At 45.7% G+C, this 15,998-nt stretch carries 13 protein-coding genes; 8 read left to right on the top strand and 5 right to left on the bottom strand.

Going from position 1 to position 15,998, the window contains the following annotated elements; all coding sequences use genetic code 11:
• Window positions 1-2 precede the first annotated feature (2 nt).
• Together QZW47_RS16140 and QZW47_RS16145 are read right to left on the bottom strand one after the other, a co-directional pair.
• Entirely contained in the window at window positions 3-149 is a 147-nt protein-coding gene (locus QZW47_RS16140; protein WP_293128569.1) for a hypothetical protein, read from the bottom strand.
• Window positions 142-2,748 (bottom strand): GAF domain-containing hybrid sensor histidine kinase/response regulator, encoded by a 2,607-nt coding sequence (locus tag QZW47_RS16145; RefSeq protein ID WP_293128571.1) that lies wholly within the window; start codon window positions 2,746-2,748, stop codon window positions 142-144. Before QZW47_RS16145 ends, QZW47_RS16140 begins: the two co-directional genes overlap by 8 nt.
• Window positions 2,749-3,090: 342 nt before the next feature.
• On the opposite strand from QZW47_RS16145, the gene QZW47_RS16150 reads away from it, so the two are divergent.
• The 6 genes from QZW47_RS16150 to QZW47_RS16175 all read left to right on the top strand — a co-directional run bounded on the left by QZW47_RS16150 (window position 3,091) and on the right by QZW47_RS16175 (window position 12,743).
• Window positions 3,091-4,377: a chemotaxis protein gene (locus QZW47_RS16150; RefSeq protein WP_293128573.1), complete on the top strand. Its 1,287-nt coding sequence runs from the start codon at window positions 3,091-3,093 to the stop codon at window positions 4,375-4,377.
• A 358-nt stretch (window positions 4,378-4,735) separates the two neighbouring features.
• On the top strand, window positions 4,736-6,655 hold the full coding sequence (locus QZW47_RS16155) for a response regulator (RefSeq protein WP_293128575.1): 1,920 nt from the start codon (window positions 4,736-4,738) through the stop codon (window positions 6,653-6,655).
• Between the two features lie 289 nt (window positions 6,656-6,944).
• The gene (locus QZW47_RS16160) at window positions 6,945-10,406 is read left to right on the top strand and encodes a PAS domain S-box protein (protein ID WP_293128577.1); all 3,462 of its coding nucleotides are present in this window, start codon (window positions 6,945-6,947) and stop codon (window positions 10,404-10,406) included.
• Window positions 10,407-10,526: 120 nt separating this feature from the next.
• Window positions 10,527-10,913: a response regulator gene (locus QZW47_RS16165; protein WP_293128579.1), complete on the top strand. Its 387-nt coding sequence runs from the start codon at window positions 10,527-10,529 to the stop codon at window positions 10,911-10,913.
• Window positions 10,914-12,014: 1,101 nt separating this feature from the next.
• Entirely contained in the window at window positions 12,015-12,323 is a 309-nt protein-coding gene (locus tag QZW47_RS16170) for a DUF1830 domain-containing protein (protein ID WP_293128581.1), read from the top strand.
• 78 nt (window positions 12,324-12,401) lie between these two features.
• The gene (locus QZW47_RS16175) at window positions 12,402-12,743 is read left to right on the top strand and encodes a hypothetical protein (protein WP_293128583.1); all 342 of its coding nucleotides are present in this window, start codon (window positions 12,402-12,404) and stop codon (window positions 12,741-12,743) included.
• 95 nt (window positions 12,744-12,838) lie between these two features.
• Here the strand turns inward: QZW47_RS16175 and QZW47_RS16180 are convergent, their stop codons facing one another.
• Both QZW47_RS16180 and QZW47_RS16185 read right to left on the bottom strand, forming a co-directional pair.
• Entirely contained in the window at window positions 12,839-13,192 is a 354-nt protein-coding gene (locus QZW47_RS16180) for a DUF6464 family protein (RefSeq protein ID WP_293128585.1), read from the bottom strand.
• 172 nt (window positions 13,193-13,364) lie between these two features.
• On the bottom strand, window positions 13,365-13,577 hold the full coding sequence (locus QZW47_RS16185) for a hypothetical protein (protein WP_293128587.1): 213 nt from the start codon (window positions 13,575-13,577) through the stop codon (window positions 13,365-13,367).
• Between the two features lie 13 nt (window positions 13,578-13,590).
• Here QZW47_RS16185 and QZW47_RS16190 point away from each other — a divergent pair, with 13 nt between their 5' ends.
• Entirely contained in the window at window positions 13,591-14,712 is a 1,122-nt protein-coding gene (locus tag QZW47_RS16190; RefSeq protein ID WP_293128589.1) for a transposase, read from the top strand.
• Between the two features lie 77 nt (window positions 14,713-14,789).
• Here the strand turns inward: QZW47_RS16190 and QZW47_RS16195 are convergent, their stop codons facing one another.
• A complete protein-coding gene (locus QZW47_RS16195; protein ID WP_293128591.1) occupies window positions 14,790-15,521 on the bottom strand; it encodes a sucrose-phosphate phosphatase in 732 nt (243 codons plus the stop codon).
• A gap of 153 nt (window positions 15,522-15,674) precedes the next feature.
• On the opposite strand from QZW47_RS16195, the gene QZW47_RS16200 reads away from it, so the two are divergent.
• Complete coding sequence (locus tag QZW47_RS16200) at window positions 15,675-15,827, top strand: hypothetical protein (protein WP_293128593.1); 153 nt, start codon at window positions 15,675-15,677, stop codon at window positions 15,825-15,827.
• The last annotated feature ends 171 nt before the right edge of the window (window positions 15,828-15,998 follow it).

Below are 15,998 nucleotides of genomic sequence, written 5' to 3' on the forward strand. Positions count from 1 at the left end.
AATTACCTCAAAAACTCAATTATATTAAATGCCCCATGCCCAATGCCCAATGCCCCATGCCCAATGCCCCATGCCCAATGCCCCATGCCCAATGCCCCATGCCCAATGCCCCATGCCCAATGCCCCATGCCCAATTCCCAATTATCCATTAGCAATCCCGGCGGCCATCAAAGAAAGAATTTTGTCAAGCAATTGCTCCGGCTGAATCGGTTTAGCCAAACAATCGTTAGCTCCCGCTGTCACGAAAGATATCTCGTCGGCAGCAATTTCATTAGCACTTAAAGCGAGAATCTTGAGATGTTTTGTAGCTGGTTTGTGGCGGAGTTTGTGAATAATTTCGCAGCCATTCATCCCGGGCAAACGCATATCTACAATCACAGCATTGGGCTGCAACAGTTCAATTTGTTCTACGGCCGCCGAGCCTTCAATCATCCACACAACTTGCAGTCCTGCGGCGGTCAGGATATCGCAAATCAGCATGGCAGTTTCTTCATCTTCTTCGATGAGGACGAGGCTGCCCCGCAAGGACGAAGAGTGCAGCGGTAAAGAAGAATTTGATTTTTGATATTTAAATTTTGTGGACTCATCTTTGCTTTTAGTTTGGATGGGTATAAAAACGGTAAAAGTAGAGCCGACATCAACTGTAGAGTTGACTTCGATCGCGCCGCCGTGAAGCTCTACTAACTGTTTAGTTAAAGCCAATCCCAGACCGGTGCCGCCGTATTCGCGACGGTATGGGGAATCCAACTGCTGGAATTTTTGAAATAAGAGCGATCGCTGATCGTCGGGAATTCCAATCCCGGTATCTTTGATTTGAAACACAGCGGTTCTGCCTGCTGGGGCTGTACCGGGCTGCCGCACTGGAGGCGTTCGGTTTTGATCTTCGGTCACCCAAACTCGCAGGATGACTCGCCCGCCTTCGGGAGTAAATTTAATCGCATTTCCTAAAAGATTGAACAGGATTTGTCTCAAGCGGCGCGGGTCTGCAATGAAGCGATCGCACTCTTGTTCGATCCGCTGTTCTTGTATCAGTTCTACCCCTTTAGCTAGAGCTTTTTCTTTGAGGGCGTGCAGGCTCTGAGAAGCTAATTTAGAAATTGAAAATTCACTAATTTTCAATACTGCTTTTCCTGCTTCAACTTGCGATAAATCTAAAATATCGTTGATTAATTCTAATAAGTGGTCGCCGCTGTCTCGGATTGTTTGCAGGTACTGCCGCTGCTTTTGTACCGGCACTTGTTTGGTGCCAACTTTGCCGTAAGACCACCGCAGCAGGGTGTCGGAAATGCCGATGACGCAGGTGAGGGGAGTCCGCAATTCGTGGCTCATGGCTGCCAAAAATTCGCTTTTGGCGAGGCTGGCGGACTGAGCGGCGGCGAGTGCGTCGCGCAGTTCTCGCGTGCGCTCGATGACGCGCTGTTCGGAGGTGCGTTTTTGCTGCTGGACTTCTGCATAAAGCTCGGCTTGGTAAATGGCGATCGCCAAATGTTCGGCTATTTGGCGCAAAAATGTTTTTTTGCTTTCTTCCCACTCCCGCAGAGTGCAGTGATGAGCAATTAGCAGTCCCCACAAGTCGTCTTGAACTACGATCGGCACTAGCAACTTCGCCCGCACCTTAGCACGGCGCATCAATTCTAAAAAACAAGGCTGCGAAGAGTAGGTTTTTTCGACATCGGCGACGCACAAAGCCAAACCTTTGCGATATTTCTCTCTATCGATGACTCCCTCGGGGAAGCACTGGGCGCCTTCACTAAAATTCAATACAGAAGAAATAGCATCGCTGGCTAAAGCTTCGTAGGTGACGCGACCTAAATACAAGTAAGAACCAGAATTTTGTTTGACTTGGCTTTTCGACCCAGAAACCGGAGGCGATATTAATTTACCTGACTCGTCCCTGTGCGGCGCGGGCACTTTTTCAAATTGATAAATTAACAGGCGATCGACATCCAAAAAATCTCGCACTCTCGCAACTGCTTTTGATAAAATCACAGGCAATTCCAAACTCTGGCGAATTTGAGTTGTCACCTGATTCAACAGTCGCTCTTGTTCTAGCTGCTGCTGCAAAGCATCTTCTACTGGCTGATAAAATGGAATGCAGGAACTGGGAATTTCAACACGCTCTGTGGCTTCGGCAATCTGGTGATGTAGGGTTTCTGGAGCAATCAGTTTGGGTGCGGAATTTTGATTTGTGTCTGTGTGGGACTGTAGGGGAGGGCGACTGTTTTGAAGGGTACCATCCGCGAGGAGCTCTAGTAAATTGAGGGTAAATTCGCTTTGAATAACCGCCGAGTTTGGCTGTATATTTTTAATTGCTTGTTTCAGGGCGCCAATGTCAATTTGTCTCGGGGCTGGAGGTGTCATTGCTGCGAGTTTGTCCCAGAGGGGAGAGAGGAAATTGGCGATCGCCCCGGGGTCGAAAGTCAACTCTACATTTAAGTGGGAGTTGGATTTTTTTTCGTTGTGTTTGCGTCCGTTTGTTGCAGCCTCATCTAATAGTTTGCCGCAAAGCAGCGCGCTAAACCGATCCGATACCACTGCTGCAAACCTTTGGGACGAAATTTCCCCCGGATTTTCAGTACCTGCGAGATCGTCGTCAGTAACCCAAATCGCCCCGGGGAGTTCAGCCATTTGCTGTAACAATTGATAAGCAGCCTCAAAGCTTGCGATCGGCAAAGTACGATATAAGGTTTTTGGTTTCAATCTAGGTATTTTCCCGGTTGTTTTCAAGAAAAAAATATGAATGCCCATGTTTGGGATACAGCACCCGCGGCTCGGCACGGGCAAGTTCTCCTAGAGACTTAAGATGAAAGCAGTCACTCGATATGACATTTTCCATTTTCGATTTACTTGCAGCGCAGTGAATCTGGGAGTCCGAACAGGAGTAGAAAATTTTGGGCTGCTCACAAATTAAGTTACGCGCTGGTATCCGTTTTTGGGCGAGGTCAGAAGGCTGGCTCTCGGAGCGGCCCACTAGCCCGCTTGAGGCACAAAGCTGATTTCTGCCTATTGTTGTCATTACTTTAAACAATCTTATTCCAGTATAATATCAATATATAATTTGTTAACTTCTACTTAACACTATCCGGGTAAATGAGCAATCTAACTCAACTCACCTCCGATTTCACGATCGGACATCTCCCGTGTCACCAATTCCAAGTGAGTGCTGCAACTCCAGGACAGGTAGTGGCCCAAAGATTCGAGCAAGAACCAGACCTGCCGGGAGTCATTATCACTCATAAATCCCAGGTATTGGGCATGATTTCTCGCGTCAAGTTTCGAGAACAAATGAGCCTTCCCGATCGCGTAGAATTTTACGGGCTGCACCCGATTCGCTCGTTGTTAGATTTTATGAGAATTCCGCCTTTGCTGATGGAGGAAAATTGGAAAGTTGATGATGCCGTACAAGCGTCTCTCAACCGACCTAAAGATTTAATTTATGAACCAATTATTGTGGTAATGGAAAACCATAGCTTCCGCCTTTTAGACGTTCAGACTCTAGTGATGGCCCAGTCTAAACTTTTAGCTCAAGCCAACAAAATAATTCAAAAATATAGGCTTGAAAGACAGAAATACGTAGAAAATATCAAACAAGAACAGGCGAAATTTCAGGTTTGCAACGAGCTGTTGAAAAACCAAAAAATTCAATCAGAAAATATGCCTAAAATTCCTAGTGTTCAGGAAGCAGCACTGGTTAAAAAAGCTGAGAACCTTGCTCAAATAAATCAGCGATTTCTGACAATTGCGAAGTTGATTTCTTCGGAAGGTCGCCAAGCATTTCAAGCTACTTTTCAAGGTGCTAATTCTATTTGCAACAATACAGATAAAATTTTGGGCGTTGGCAAAGCAATAGCTAGCGATCTGGAAGCGGTTAACCGCACTTCCCGAACCATCCGGGAGGCGATCGAACAAGTCAGGCATTTAGCAGTACAGGTGGCTGTAGTTACCAATCAAATGGGAAATCAGCCGAGCGGGCTGAGCCAAGTGAGTCTGGAAATTGGCAGACTGGCAAGTAAAACTTTTGAATTGGGGACTCAAATGGAGCAAATTGCCAGCCGATTTAAACTTCGCGTTCACGAACTGACGGAGGCAGCAAGAGCGGGTGCTAATGTGGCGAGAGCGGTGACGATCAAGATCGATCGCGCGGAAATGGCGTTGTTAGAGTTGGATGAATTAATAGCGGAAAAAGATTTCAATTCCTTGACCGCTATCACAGAACGTTTGGGAGTTAAAAAAAGTGTGGCTGCTCATTCTTTAGTCAAAGAAATAGAACACGCCGAAGTCGCAGTTTCCGAATTGGAAGACATTGTTAAGCACCAAGATTCATCGCAATATCTGATTCAAAAAATTCAGCAGGCGCTCAAGTCCAAAAAACCCTAAAATCTCAACGATTGTCTGATGAAGTCTTTTCGTATGTATATAAGAACGAAGCAGGAAGTTCGGCAACCTATTCGTTCTACCGATGCAACGGACTTACGGAATTGACAAGCAGGAAGTTGAGAGAAGGAAGCAGGCTTGAATTATCTAAAAAATCGTGAAATACCAGCTCGTTTTTTAGCGGTTGAGAACGTAACTATCGTCGGGTGCAGCGGTTATAAAAAAATAAAACCCAAATAATAATTGACAATTTAGATATATCAAGTATAATCATAAGAATATTAAACAGGTTTTCAAGGTTGTGAAAATACAAAAAGTTGAGGATAAGTCGAAATAATAGCATCAATAAAAGGTGAAGTTAATGAAAATTCTGCTAGTAGAAGATGACAAAATTACAGTTAATTTGCTCGCCAAAGCGCTGAGTTCTCACAATTACAATGTAAATACGGCGGCAGACGGTGAAACAGCCTTGCAGTTGGCGCAAGCCTACGATTATGACCTGATTGTTTTGGATGTGCTGATTCCTAAACTCGACGGCATTAGTTTGTGTCGGGAATTGCGATCGTCTGGGTGCCAAATGCCGATTTTACTGTTGACGGCGCTAGACAGCAGGAGCAATCTAGTCGAAGGTTTAGAGGCGGGGGCAGACGATTATATGGTCAAGCCCTTTAATATCGAAGAATTAATTGCTCGAATTCGGGCTTTGCTGCGCCGGGGAAAGGCAAGTTTGTCGAGTACAATTTTGACCTGGCAAAAACTGCAAGTGAACCCGGATACTACGGAAGTAACTTATGCTGAAAAAGTGCTGCACTTGACTCCAAAAGAGTACAATTTGCTGGAACTTTTTCTGAGAAATCCCCGACGCATTTTCAGCCGCAGCGCCATGCTCGATCGCATTTGGTCTGCCGGCGAATTTCCCCAGGAAGAAGCCGTTACCGCTCATATCAAAGGGCTGCGGCACAAGCTGAAAGCAGCGGGGATGACTGTAGATTTAGTGGAAACGGTGTATGGATTGGGCTACAGGCTCAAAAGTCTGCCGGAGGATATGGAGAATCTAAAAGTTGCCTTGGGAAGGGCAGAAACCGCTAAAAGTCAAGAAACTTTATCTGCGGAATCCAGCGGGAAGAGGCGGGAATTAAGCAATGATGAGCGCCGCCTCAAAGTTCTGAGTGTGGTGGCAGAAATTCGGGGGAAGTTAAGAGCTAATTTTATCGAAAAGGTGGTGATATTCGATCGCGCGATCGCCCAACTCAAAACCGGAAATTTGGACGACGAACTCCGGCAGGAAGCCCAGGCGGAAGCTCATAAATTAGTCGGTTCTTTGGGAACTTTAGGGCTGCCCAAAGGTTCGGAAGTGGCGCGGCATATCGAACATTTGTTCAAGGCTGAAAACGTCTTTAAACCGGGGAGCGATCGGCAGATTGAGGAATTTCTGGATTTGCTCAAACAGATATTCGATCGCCCGCTGGAACCGGAAAGCGAGCTGGTTAGTCCGGTTCGCCAAAAGCGCCGGATGCTGATCGTTGATGATGATAGTTTGCAGAGCGATCGACTGAAAACAGCAGCATCGGGTTCCGGCTTTGAGATAGAAGTCGCCAAATCTCCTCAAGCGGCAAGAATTGCAATTTCTCAACAGCCTCCCGACGCGATTTTGCTGGATTTGACATTTTCCAGAATTCAGGAAAACGGACTTGCTCTCCTCGCCGAGCTCCGCAGTGAAAAACCAGAAATTCCGGTGATCGTTTTTAGCAGCCACAATCAATTGAGCGATCGAATTGAAGTTGCTCGTTTGGGAGCTTCCGGCTTTTTACACAAATCGATCCCCCCAGCAGATATACTCAAAGCAGTTGGCCAAGTTCTCGACCAAACCGGCGCTGCTGAAGCCAAAGTTATGGTGGTAGATGATGACGTGCATCTATTGGCTGCACTGAAAGTGATTCTACAACCTTGGGGATTGCAAGTAACAACATTGGACGAGCCAGAAAAGTTCTGGGAGGTACTTGAAACTACTTGTCCGGATTTGCTAATTTTAGATGTAGAGATGCCTGGTTACAGCGGTATCGAGCTGTGTTTGGCGGTGCGGAACGATTTGCGCTGGAGCAAACTTCCCGTGCTATTTTTGACAGCTCATTCCGAGTCGGAAATAGTGCGTCAAATGTTTGTCGCGGGTGCTGATGACTACGTGAATAAGCCGATCGTGGAACCGGAATTAATTGCTCGCATCCTGAATCGTTTGGAGCGCACGCAACTCCGACACCAGCTTGCTCTGACACAGCGTTAACAGTTGACAGTTGACCTGTGACAGTTGACAGTTAACAGTTGACAGTTGACCTGTGACAGTTGACTTCGGAGTGCGAAGTTTTTAGGCTGGGGATTTAGGGCGGATCAAAGTCCCCCTTGCTTTCGGGGGATGCGAGGGGGATTTGGCCTCGACGGTAAACGAGAGATGCAAAGGTTTTTAGGGGATTATTGACACCTATTGATGCGGATGCGATCGCATTGATTGATATTTGCCCGATCGTCAAAAACACAGGCTAATTTAGAAAAGTATTTACAATAACAAGAAAGCAATGGTATTAACATCAGACACACGCGATCGCGATGAGAGCGACTGCGAATTAATTTACGATCCAGCTTCGATTCAACCTCACGGCATCCTGTTGGTGCTGGAATCTCCTGTGTTGAAAATTTTGCAAGCTAGCAACAATACTTTTGAAGCGATCGGCATTTACCCGCAAGAACTTTTGGGCAAATTTTTACAGGAATTTGTCGAGACTGAGGAAATTGAGGCAATTGAAAAAGTCTTATTGGAAAACTGCCATCAACGTAACACTATCAGCTTATCATTCATCAGTCAAAACCGCAAGTATTTTTTTCATGGAACCCTGCATCAATCGGGGCCTCTATTAATTGTGGAACTAGAGCAGGTTATTGCCCCAAAAGCTAGTGATTGTTTCAATTCTTATTATTTAGTTCAAGAGCCGATCGACAAAATCCACAACACACCAAACTTGCAAGGGCTGTGTCAGACAGCAGTTGAAGAAGTGCGGAGGATGATTGGGTTCGATCGCGCGATCGTCTATCAATTTGATAGCACCGGTGCCGGGAAAGTCATCGCCGAAGACAAAATAGAAAATTTGGCTCCTTTATTGGGAATGCAATATCCGGCTGCCGATATTCCCCCCCAGGCAAGAAAGCAGTTCACGATGAATTTAATTCGGTTTATTCCCGATATTCACTATCAGCCTGTAAAACTAATTCCTGACTGCAATCCCCTGACTGATCGCCCCCTGAATCTGGGATTTTCCTTGTTAAGAACTGTTTCGCCTTGCCACGTTCAATATCTCAAGAATATGAACATTGGCGGTAGCATGACCGTGACATTAATGAAAAATCGAAAACTCTGGGGATTGCTCGCCTGTCACCATCCAACACCAAAGTATGTCAACTACGAAACCAGAACAGCTTGCGAACTGGTAGCAAAGTTTGTGAATCTAGAACTCAGCTACAAACAAGATAGCGAAGACCGGGAATATGCAATTTATCTCAAAGAAATTTGCCAGAAATTTATCACTGAATTTTCTGTAGAAAACTGCTTCGTCGAAGGTTTACTTAAATCTCCCAATGAATTGCTGGCATTAGTGGGCGCTAACGGGGGAGTTGTGTGTGCCAATGACAATTTAACAACTATCGGCAAAACCCCGGAATTGGCAGAGATTAAAGTCTTAATTGATTGGATAAAAACTCAAATAAATAACAAAGATGTTTTTCATACAGATTGTCTCTCAAAAATGTATCCGCCAGCCCAACAAATGAAAGAAGTTGCTAGCGGTTTGCTGGTGCTTGCCATGTCAGAGATGGAAAATTCTTACATTTTGTGGTTCCGTCCCGAAGCAGTTCAAACTGTCAACTGGGCAGGTAAACCAGATTGGCCAATTGATTTTAAACCAGATGGCACTCCAGTAATGTCTCCTCGCACTTCCTTTGAGTTGTGGCAAGAAACGGTGAGGTCAAAATCTTTGCCTTGGCAGTGGTGCGAAATCGAAATAGCCCGAGAACTGCGAGTGGCAATTGCTAGCATTGAGTTGCGGAAAATCAACCAACAGCTAAACTTAGCTTTGTCGGCTACCAAAATAGGATTCTGGGACTGGGACGTGCAGAACAATCGCATTGTTTGGTCGAGGGAACACGAAGAATTGTTTGGATTGGCTCCGGGAACTTTTGACGGAACGGATCGCAGTTTTGCAGCTTGCATTCACCCGGAAGATTTAACAGGTTTGGAGAATGCGAGAAATCAGGCGCTCGCCCAGCGATCGGATTTCTGTCACGAAAACCGCGTAATTTGGGCCGATGGCAGCATTCACTGGATGGAGGGCAAAGGTAAGTTTTTTTACAGCGAAACCGGTGAAGCAGTGCGAATGGTGGGGACTGTTAGAGAAATTAGCGATCGCAAAGCTAAAGAATTGCAGTTGCGTTTGTTGGAATCTGTAATCACCACGACTAACGACGCCGTGTTAATTACCGAAGCTGAACCGATTGACGCACCGGGCCCGCGAATTCTTTATGTCAACCCAGCTTTCACGCGGATGACTGGCTATACGCTAGAAGAAGTTTTGGGCAAAACGCCGCGCATTTTGCAAGGAGAAAAAACAGATCGGGCAAGTCTCGATCGCATTCGCACAGCTTTGAAAACCTGGCAGCCGCTGCGGGTTGACTTGATCAATTACCACAAAAACGGGACGGAATTTTGGGTAGAATTGAGCCTGGTGCCGATCGCAGATGAAAGCGGTTGGTTTACCCATTGGGTATCTGTGCAGCGCGATATTAGCGATCGCAAAATTGCTGAATCTGCCCTGCAACAGCTCAACGAACTGTTAGAAATGCGAGTTTTGCAGCGCACCCGAGAACTAGAAACCTCTCAAACAGAACTCCGGGAAAGCGAAGCTTTATTTCGCTCTTTGAGCGAGAGTTCTCCTGTGGGCATTTTCAAAATCGATGCTGACGGGAAATGTACCTATACAAATCCCCGGTGTCAAGCAATTGGCGGGTTCACAGCGGCCGAAGCTTTAGGAGACGGCTGGATGCGGTTTGTTCACCCCGAAGATATTAAATTAATTCAGTCAAAGTGGTCGGAATCGCGATCGTTAGATCGGGAATTTTTCTGCGAATTCCGCCATATCCAGCCCGACGGAACAATTCGGTTTGGTCGGGTCAAAACAGCTCCGATTTTTTCCGACAAAGGTCAACTAATCGGTTATGTCGGCACAGTCATAGATATCACAGAAAGTCTGGCAATTGAAAAAATTAAAAATGAGTTTATTTCGATTGTCAGCCACGAACTGCGAACGCCGCTAGCCTCAATTCGCGGTTCTTTGGGTTTGCTGGCGGCTGGGGTACTGAAAGACAAACCGGAAACTGCCAAACAGATGTTAGAAATCGCGTCTAGCGATACCGAAAGGTTAGTGCGTTTGGTCAACGATATTCTCGACTTAGAACGGCTCGAATCAAGCCAAGTTACCCTCGTTAAGCAGTGGTGTGATGCACAGGTTTTGATGCGGAAGTCTGCCGAAGCTGTGATGTCTCTGGCTGCGGAAAATCAGATTGATTTGTCGGTGTTACCTGCATCGGCACAAATTTGGGCTGACCCCGACAGGATTGTGCAAATGCTAGTAAATTTGTTGAGCAATGCGATTAAATTTTCGCCTCCGGGGTGTACAGTAACTGTCAGGGTTGAAGATTTAGGCGATTCCCTAGGGGGTAGCTACGCTTCACGGGTTTTATTTGAAGTCAAAGATCGGGGTCGAGGGATTCCTGCTGATAAACTAGAAACTATCTTTGGCAGATTTCAACAGGTCGATGCTTCTGACTCCCGCCAAAAAGGAGGTACAGGTTTGGGTTTAGCTATCTGTCGCAGCATCGTGCAGCAGCACGGCGGCAGAATTTGGGCCCAAAGTGTTGTCTCAGAAGGCACGAGTTTCTATTTTACAGTGCCTGCACCGCTGGAAGGGGAAGGGTTGACAGTTGACAGTTGACTTCGGAGTGCGAAGTTTTTAGGCAGGGGATTTAAGCCCCTGCCTAAAAACTTCGCTGTCAACTGTCAACTGTCAACTGTCAACTGTTAAGAAGATTCATTTTAAATTAGGATTTTAATTATGTCTGCAAAGCGCATTCTAGTAATCGATGATGAACCAAACCTCTGTAGCGTGATTCAGGCTTGTCTGGAACATTTAGGTGGTTGGACGGTGCTGGTTGCGCCTGACAGCAGCCAAGGATTTCTTTTAGCTGAAACTCAAGTCCCTGACGCTATTCTACTGGATGTGATGATGCCTGATATGGATGGAGTTACTCTGTTTGGTTTGCTGCAAAAAAATGCTGCTACTCGGGGGATTCCGGTAATTTTTCTGACGGCTAAGGTGCAGGCTATGGATTTGAACGAGTTTGCCGATTTGGGGGTAGGAGGGGTGATTGCTAAGCCTTTCGATCCTTTAGGTTTGGCGCAGCAAGTTGCGGATATTCTGGGTTGGGAAATGTCGGCTTAAACTGTCGAAAAGTTCAAAATCGGCAGTTGAAACTGCTACTAGACAAATAAAGTCGGTATCCGGCTGGGCTAACTGAAGAATCAGCAGCATGAAAGCTAGAGGACGCTGAGACATCCGGTTTCTTGTTCTCAGCAGGGCTGTTTCATTCTCTTGTAGGGGCTGCCCCCCGTGGCAGCCCCTATGCCTGAAACGAGGACAAATGGTCGTTGGATGGGGTAGGCATTCTTGGCACTACCCCTACAAAACCTGGATTTTTTCGAGAATGAAACAGCAGGGCTGTTCTCAGGCCGTTGCTAAAATCACGAAATTATGTTAACAAAGCGGGTTTCTGCGTCTAGGAAAGTCATAGTTTTTTCGGGTGTTTTCAGAATTTCCTCATTTTTTTGATTTAAGTTTGAGATCGATCGATGATTGGTTACTTCAAACCCTGATTCCCTAGAAGTTCCAGAGATGACCTCAGGGAGTCGGGGTCTTTTGTTTTGTGTAAAGTCGATCGCCAAACGCCGTATTTACACGCAGAGTAACTGCTCCTGAAGTTACAGAGACTTGGGTGAAGCAACGGGGTTTTCAACTTATACTCCGCAATCTGGCGAAGTTTGTTGGTAAAAAACCAGACTTCTGCCTAAGTGTTTCAATCTCTACTCCTGCCAAAGTATATTGATTTAAAAAAATGATCGTCTTCATAATTTCCTCATATTTTTTAGATAAGGTTTATTCTAGGTTCTTGAGTTGAAGTTGGCACTCTCAGCAGCATCCTGCTGCCAAAGAACGAACCTGTTGTCAGGGGAGTTAGGGTGAGTAACGGTACTGTCGATTAGCTAATGCGACAGCACAACCAAGCTGAATCAGTCAGGGCTTAGGAACTGCATACCAAACAAACTGGATTTTTGAACCGCGAAAAACCTGGTTGCTGTGTAAGTCCTATAAGTGTTGGCAGGAGAAATAAATCAAAAATAAATTAATAAGTGTGGATGTGATTCGCGCTCTCGAATAACGCCAAAAATAAGTCGATCGTTTTGTCTGGAGCCAAACAGGCACTTGCCACTAATAGGCTCGCGCCAAGTCTGAGTAATTTATTTAAAGAGTGTGGAGATTTTTCAAATGTCAGATCAGCTATCTTCTAAAGGTAACAGCCAGATTCTCTGCTATTACGCCAATGGCACCAACAAAATTCAGGTGGTTCGGATTGGCAATATTCCTAATTGGTACTTTGAAAAGGTGGTGTTTCCGGGACAGCGACTGATGTTTAAAGCGGCGGCAAAAGCAGTATTAGAAATTCATGCCGGCGCAGTGGCAAGTGCTATTTTAGCTGACAGGATTCCGTGCTACATACTGCGGGTTATAGAAGAGGTGAATTATGAACTAGATATGGTTGTTCCCGCAGCACAATTGGCGGCATTAGCCCGCTAAAATTCTCGATTGATGAGATAGATGATCTCGATCTCGAAAGGAAAGATATTAGTGAAGTAGTATTCGGGGAGGGAGAAAATGCCGAAGAATCTTGTAAATATTACGTTGGGCGCAGTCATAGAGGAAGTAGAGATGATCTTGGAGTCTTATCCCAAGTATCCTTACCAACAGGCTTTTTCACACTCTGGCGGGCGACAGGATTTAATTGCTTACGTGCTGAGCAGAGTTCCTAATAAATATATGGCGATAGACTCCGGCGAGTCGGCGAACCAAACAGTTCAGTTTCGTTGTTCTTCAGAGCAGTTGATGCAGATAGAAAATTTGATTCATACTGGTATTGGCGACTTAATGCACCGCTATCCGAAGGTAGATTACCGCCTACTTGAACAAGTTAAATCGGCTGCTAGAGTTGGTGGTTAGTTTTGATAATTTGCGGTAATTGAGGGAGATGCCGAGATCCTCGGCATTCTCGATCGCCCGATCGAGCTAAAATTGTCTGTACACAGAGCTCGCGCTCAAGACTTTTGGTAATCGCAGCAGCCGTCGCAGGGGCCATTGGGGTTGACAGCACAGCGCAGAATTTCCGATCGAGCGTTAAAGCGGCAGCTATCATCTCCAATAACCCAGATGCCGCTGACAAAGGTTCTTTCCGTCGGCGGTGTGGCAGACTGCACGTACAGCGCAATTTTTTGCAGTTGGTAGCGCCCAGATTTGAGTTGATAGCGGTGGTGACGTTCCAAAACAGCGTAGGTTTTTCCCTCTAAATCGAGATAGTTCCCCGGTTGTGGCGTCCAATCCAAACGAATGCTGCCTAGCGATTGGAGGGGCTGTGATAGAATCACTTCTACTGGTAAAGTATTTTGTTCCATGTGGCGGTGCGACAAGCGAGTACACGCTGATGGTATCGCAGTCGCAGGTGCGATCGAGATCCGGTGGAGATTCCCAACAGATTTTAAGGGTTTGCGGGACTTTGAGGTGCTTGGGGTGCGATCGCACCCTCGCCAGATTTTATCAGAGAGATGGGTCTAAAACCCCGTCCTTCTAGGACGGCTTCTCGAATAACAGGCGATCGATTGCATCTCTAAGTTTTTCTGGCCAGTTGGGAATAGCCATCAAAGCTTCTCTCTGCCCTTTTCTCCCCTTAAAGCAAATGGGAGTCTTTTCTAAGGGGTTGTCGCTAGTGAAACCTAATTTGTTGTTTTCCCGGAAAGTCATTGCTAAATCCAGTAGCAGTTGGTATACTAACAATAGCACTCAATCGAAAGACATGAAAGCAAGATTCCAGTACAGATTCTATCCAACGACTCCACTGCAGCAGAGTTTGGCCGGGCTGTTTGGGTGTTGCCGGGTTGTCTGGAACGACGCTTTAGCTTTAAGTAAGTCTAGCAAGTATCCGGGTTACAATACTTTGGCTAAAATCCTTACTCAATCTAAGAAAACAGCCGAAAGAGAATGGCTGAACAGTGTATCGGCAGTGCCTTTACAGCAGTCGCTAAAACAGCTAGAAATCGCTTACAAGAATTACTTTGACTCGCTAAAAGGAAAGCGAAAGGGGAGAAAAGTAGGTCAACCTAGATTTAAAAGAAAGACTAACAACCAGTCTGCTACTTTTGTAAAAACTGGTTTCAGTATTAAAGGAGTCGGCGTTTACCTAGCAAAAATTGGTGTTGTAAATCCGATTTGGTCAAGGGAGCTACCATCAGAACCAAGTTCGGTAACAGTCATCAAAGATTGCGCCAACCGTTACTTTTTAAGCTTTGTTGTAGAAATTGAACCCGTGCAAGCCGAACCTAAAAGCCAAAGTATCGGCATTGATTTAGGGCTGAAAACCTTTGCGCTAATGAGTAACGCAGAAACAGCCATCAGTCCTTGCTACAAAGTGTTGGATCGCAAAATACGCCGTCTCCAAAAGAAACTAGCTCGCCAACAGAAGGACTCTAACCGCCGGAACAGAACCCGGCTGCAAATAGCTAAACGTCACAACCAAATAGCCGATACCCGCAAAGATTTTCTGCACAAGCTGTCAACCAAGGTAGTAAGTGAAAACCAAACTATTGTCTTGGAAGATTTAAACGTGTCAGGGATGGTCAAAAATCGTAGACTTGCTAGAGCGATTAGCCTGCAAGGATGGAGAGAATTTAGGACTTTGTGCGAGGCTAAATCCGAGAAATACGGACGGGAATTTGTGGTAATTAGTCGCTGGGAACCGACTAGCCAAGTCTGTTCGGAGTGCGGGTTTAGATGGGGAAAGCTCGATTTGTCGGTGCGTTCTGTTCGTTGCTTGAATTGCGGAACTGAACACGATCGAGATTTAAACGCTTCGATAAATATAGAAAAAGTCGGGACAGGGCATTGCCACGACTCGCTTCAGGACACAGAGACAGGGTAAGACTTGCCGCATGGCAGCACCAGTCAGTGAAGTGTCAAGAATCCCCACGCCTTTAGGCTGGGGTGTATGTCAAGGCATCACAATCGCCAAAAATAAGTCATCCCTTCCATAATTCCCCCAGCGCAACCAGAGCCAGCTAAATAATGATTTTGATTGCCGCATTCGCGATGCCACGCTAATAGTTCGGGTAGAGCGTTAGCGACGATTACTCCCCGAACATCTTGTTCAAACATACTGATATCGTTGCCAGAATCGCCACAAACTAATGTAGCCTCAGATGAAATTTGCAGGCGCTGTTGTAAATAAGTAAGGGCATTGCCTTTATTGCTAGTTTTTGGTAAAATATCTAGGTCGCGATTGCTGCTAAAAATGATTTGAGCTGAGAGTCCCGATGCAGTTAACTTTTGCTGCAAGGTTTGGAGAATCGAGCTGTTTTCTGGTGCTGGTTGCAGACAATAACTAATTTTCCAAGGATTTTGTTCGGTTAGGGATTGGGGTTGAAGCTGCTTAAACTGCTGAGCTAAAGAGGCGATCGCCATTTTATCCCAATCTTGAGAAATATATTCCGCCCAATCTAAATCTAGGGTGCCGTTTTGGTAAATTTCGCTGCCTACACCTGCGAGGGTGTAGTCTGGGGCTAGGAGTTGCTTTTGGGCAATTAATTCGCAGGTTGAAGCATGGGAACGCCCGGTAGCATAAACTAAACAAAATTGCGATCGCATTGATTGCAACCGCTGGTTTAAAATTTGAGTGGCTTCGTCGTCTCCGACTAATGTGTTGTCTAAATCTGTCACTAATAAGAATTTCATTTTTTAATAAGTAATTTATAATTTGTAATTGGTAATTACTCAATTGCACAAAAAAATATCTTAGTTTTTGCTATCTTTTTTTGTTTGTGATGCGGCGGGGCGTAAAGCAGATCGCCACCATCACTGATATTCACGATAACTCAAGTCAGGAAATTGTGCTATGACGCTACTGCCAGCTTCGGGAGTCCTTCATCAGAAGAAGATACAGCAACAGAGGCGATCGCAGCAACAGCCCCAAAAGTAACGGGGGCAATTCGTAAATTGCCCCCAAGTGAGTTAGAAATTGCAAACTTTCCTCAGTCTTAAAAAGCTACTGAAGTCGGTACAGTGCCGACGTTAGCAGCCAGACTGACACCTCTGATCTTCTTATTATACAACAAGACGCGACAGAAGTCATAGGATTTTAGATTGTACATTTGGGAATGACTGATATGGCGCCCGCTACATTAACCGCACCGCGAACGGTTCGGTTCGTAG

Origin of the sequence: Microcoleus sp. bin38.metabat.b11b12b14.051 (assembly GCF_013299165.1) — a bacterium.
Lineage (GTDB): Bacteria > Cyanobacteriota > Cyanobacteriia > Cyanobacteriales > Microcoleaceae > Microcoleus.

Coding starts and splice junctions, on each gene's coding strand:
- QZW47_RS16140 (WP_293128569.1), bottom strand. CDS start 149: ATGGATAATTGGGAATTGGGCATGGGGCATTGGGCATGGGGCATTGGG.
- QZW47_RS16145 (WP_293128571.1), bottom strand. CDS start 2,748: ATGGGCATTCATATTTTTTTCTTGAAAACAACCGGGAAAATACCTAGA.
- QZW47_RS16150 (WP_293128573.1), top strand. CDS start 3,091: ATGAGCAATCTAACTCAACTCACCTCCGATTTCACGATCGGACATCTC.
- QZW47_RS16155 (WP_293128575.1), top strand. CDS start 4,736: ATGAAAATTCTGCTAGTAGAAGATGACAAAATTACAGTTAATTTGCTC.
- QZW47_RS16160 (WP_293128577.1), top strand. CDS start 6,945: ATGGTATTAACATCAGACACACGCGATCGCGATGAGAGCGACTGCGAA.
- QZW47_RS16165 (WP_293128579.1), top strand. CDS start 10,527: ATGTCTGCAAAGCGCATTCTAGTAATCGATGATGAACCAAACCTCTGT.
- QZW47_RS16170 (WP_293128581.1), top strand. CDS start 12,015: ATGTCAGATCAGCTATCTTCTAAAGGTAACAGCCAGATTCTCTGCTAT.
- QZW47_RS16175 (WP_293128583.1), top strand. CDS start 12,402: ATGCCGAAGAATCTTGTAAATATTACGTTGGGCGCAGTCATAGAGGAA.
- QZW47_RS16180 (WP_293128585.1), bottom strand. CDS start 13,192: ATGGAACAAAATACTTTACCAGTAGAAGTGATTCTATCACAGCCCCTC.
- QZW47_RS16190 (WP_293128589.1), top strand. CDS start 13,591: ATGAAAGCAAGATTCCAGTACAGATTCTATCCAACGACTCCACTGCAG.
- QZW47_RS16195 (WP_293128591.1), bottom strand. CDS start 15,521: ATGAAATTCTTATTAGTGACAGATTTAGACAACACATTAGTCGGAGAC.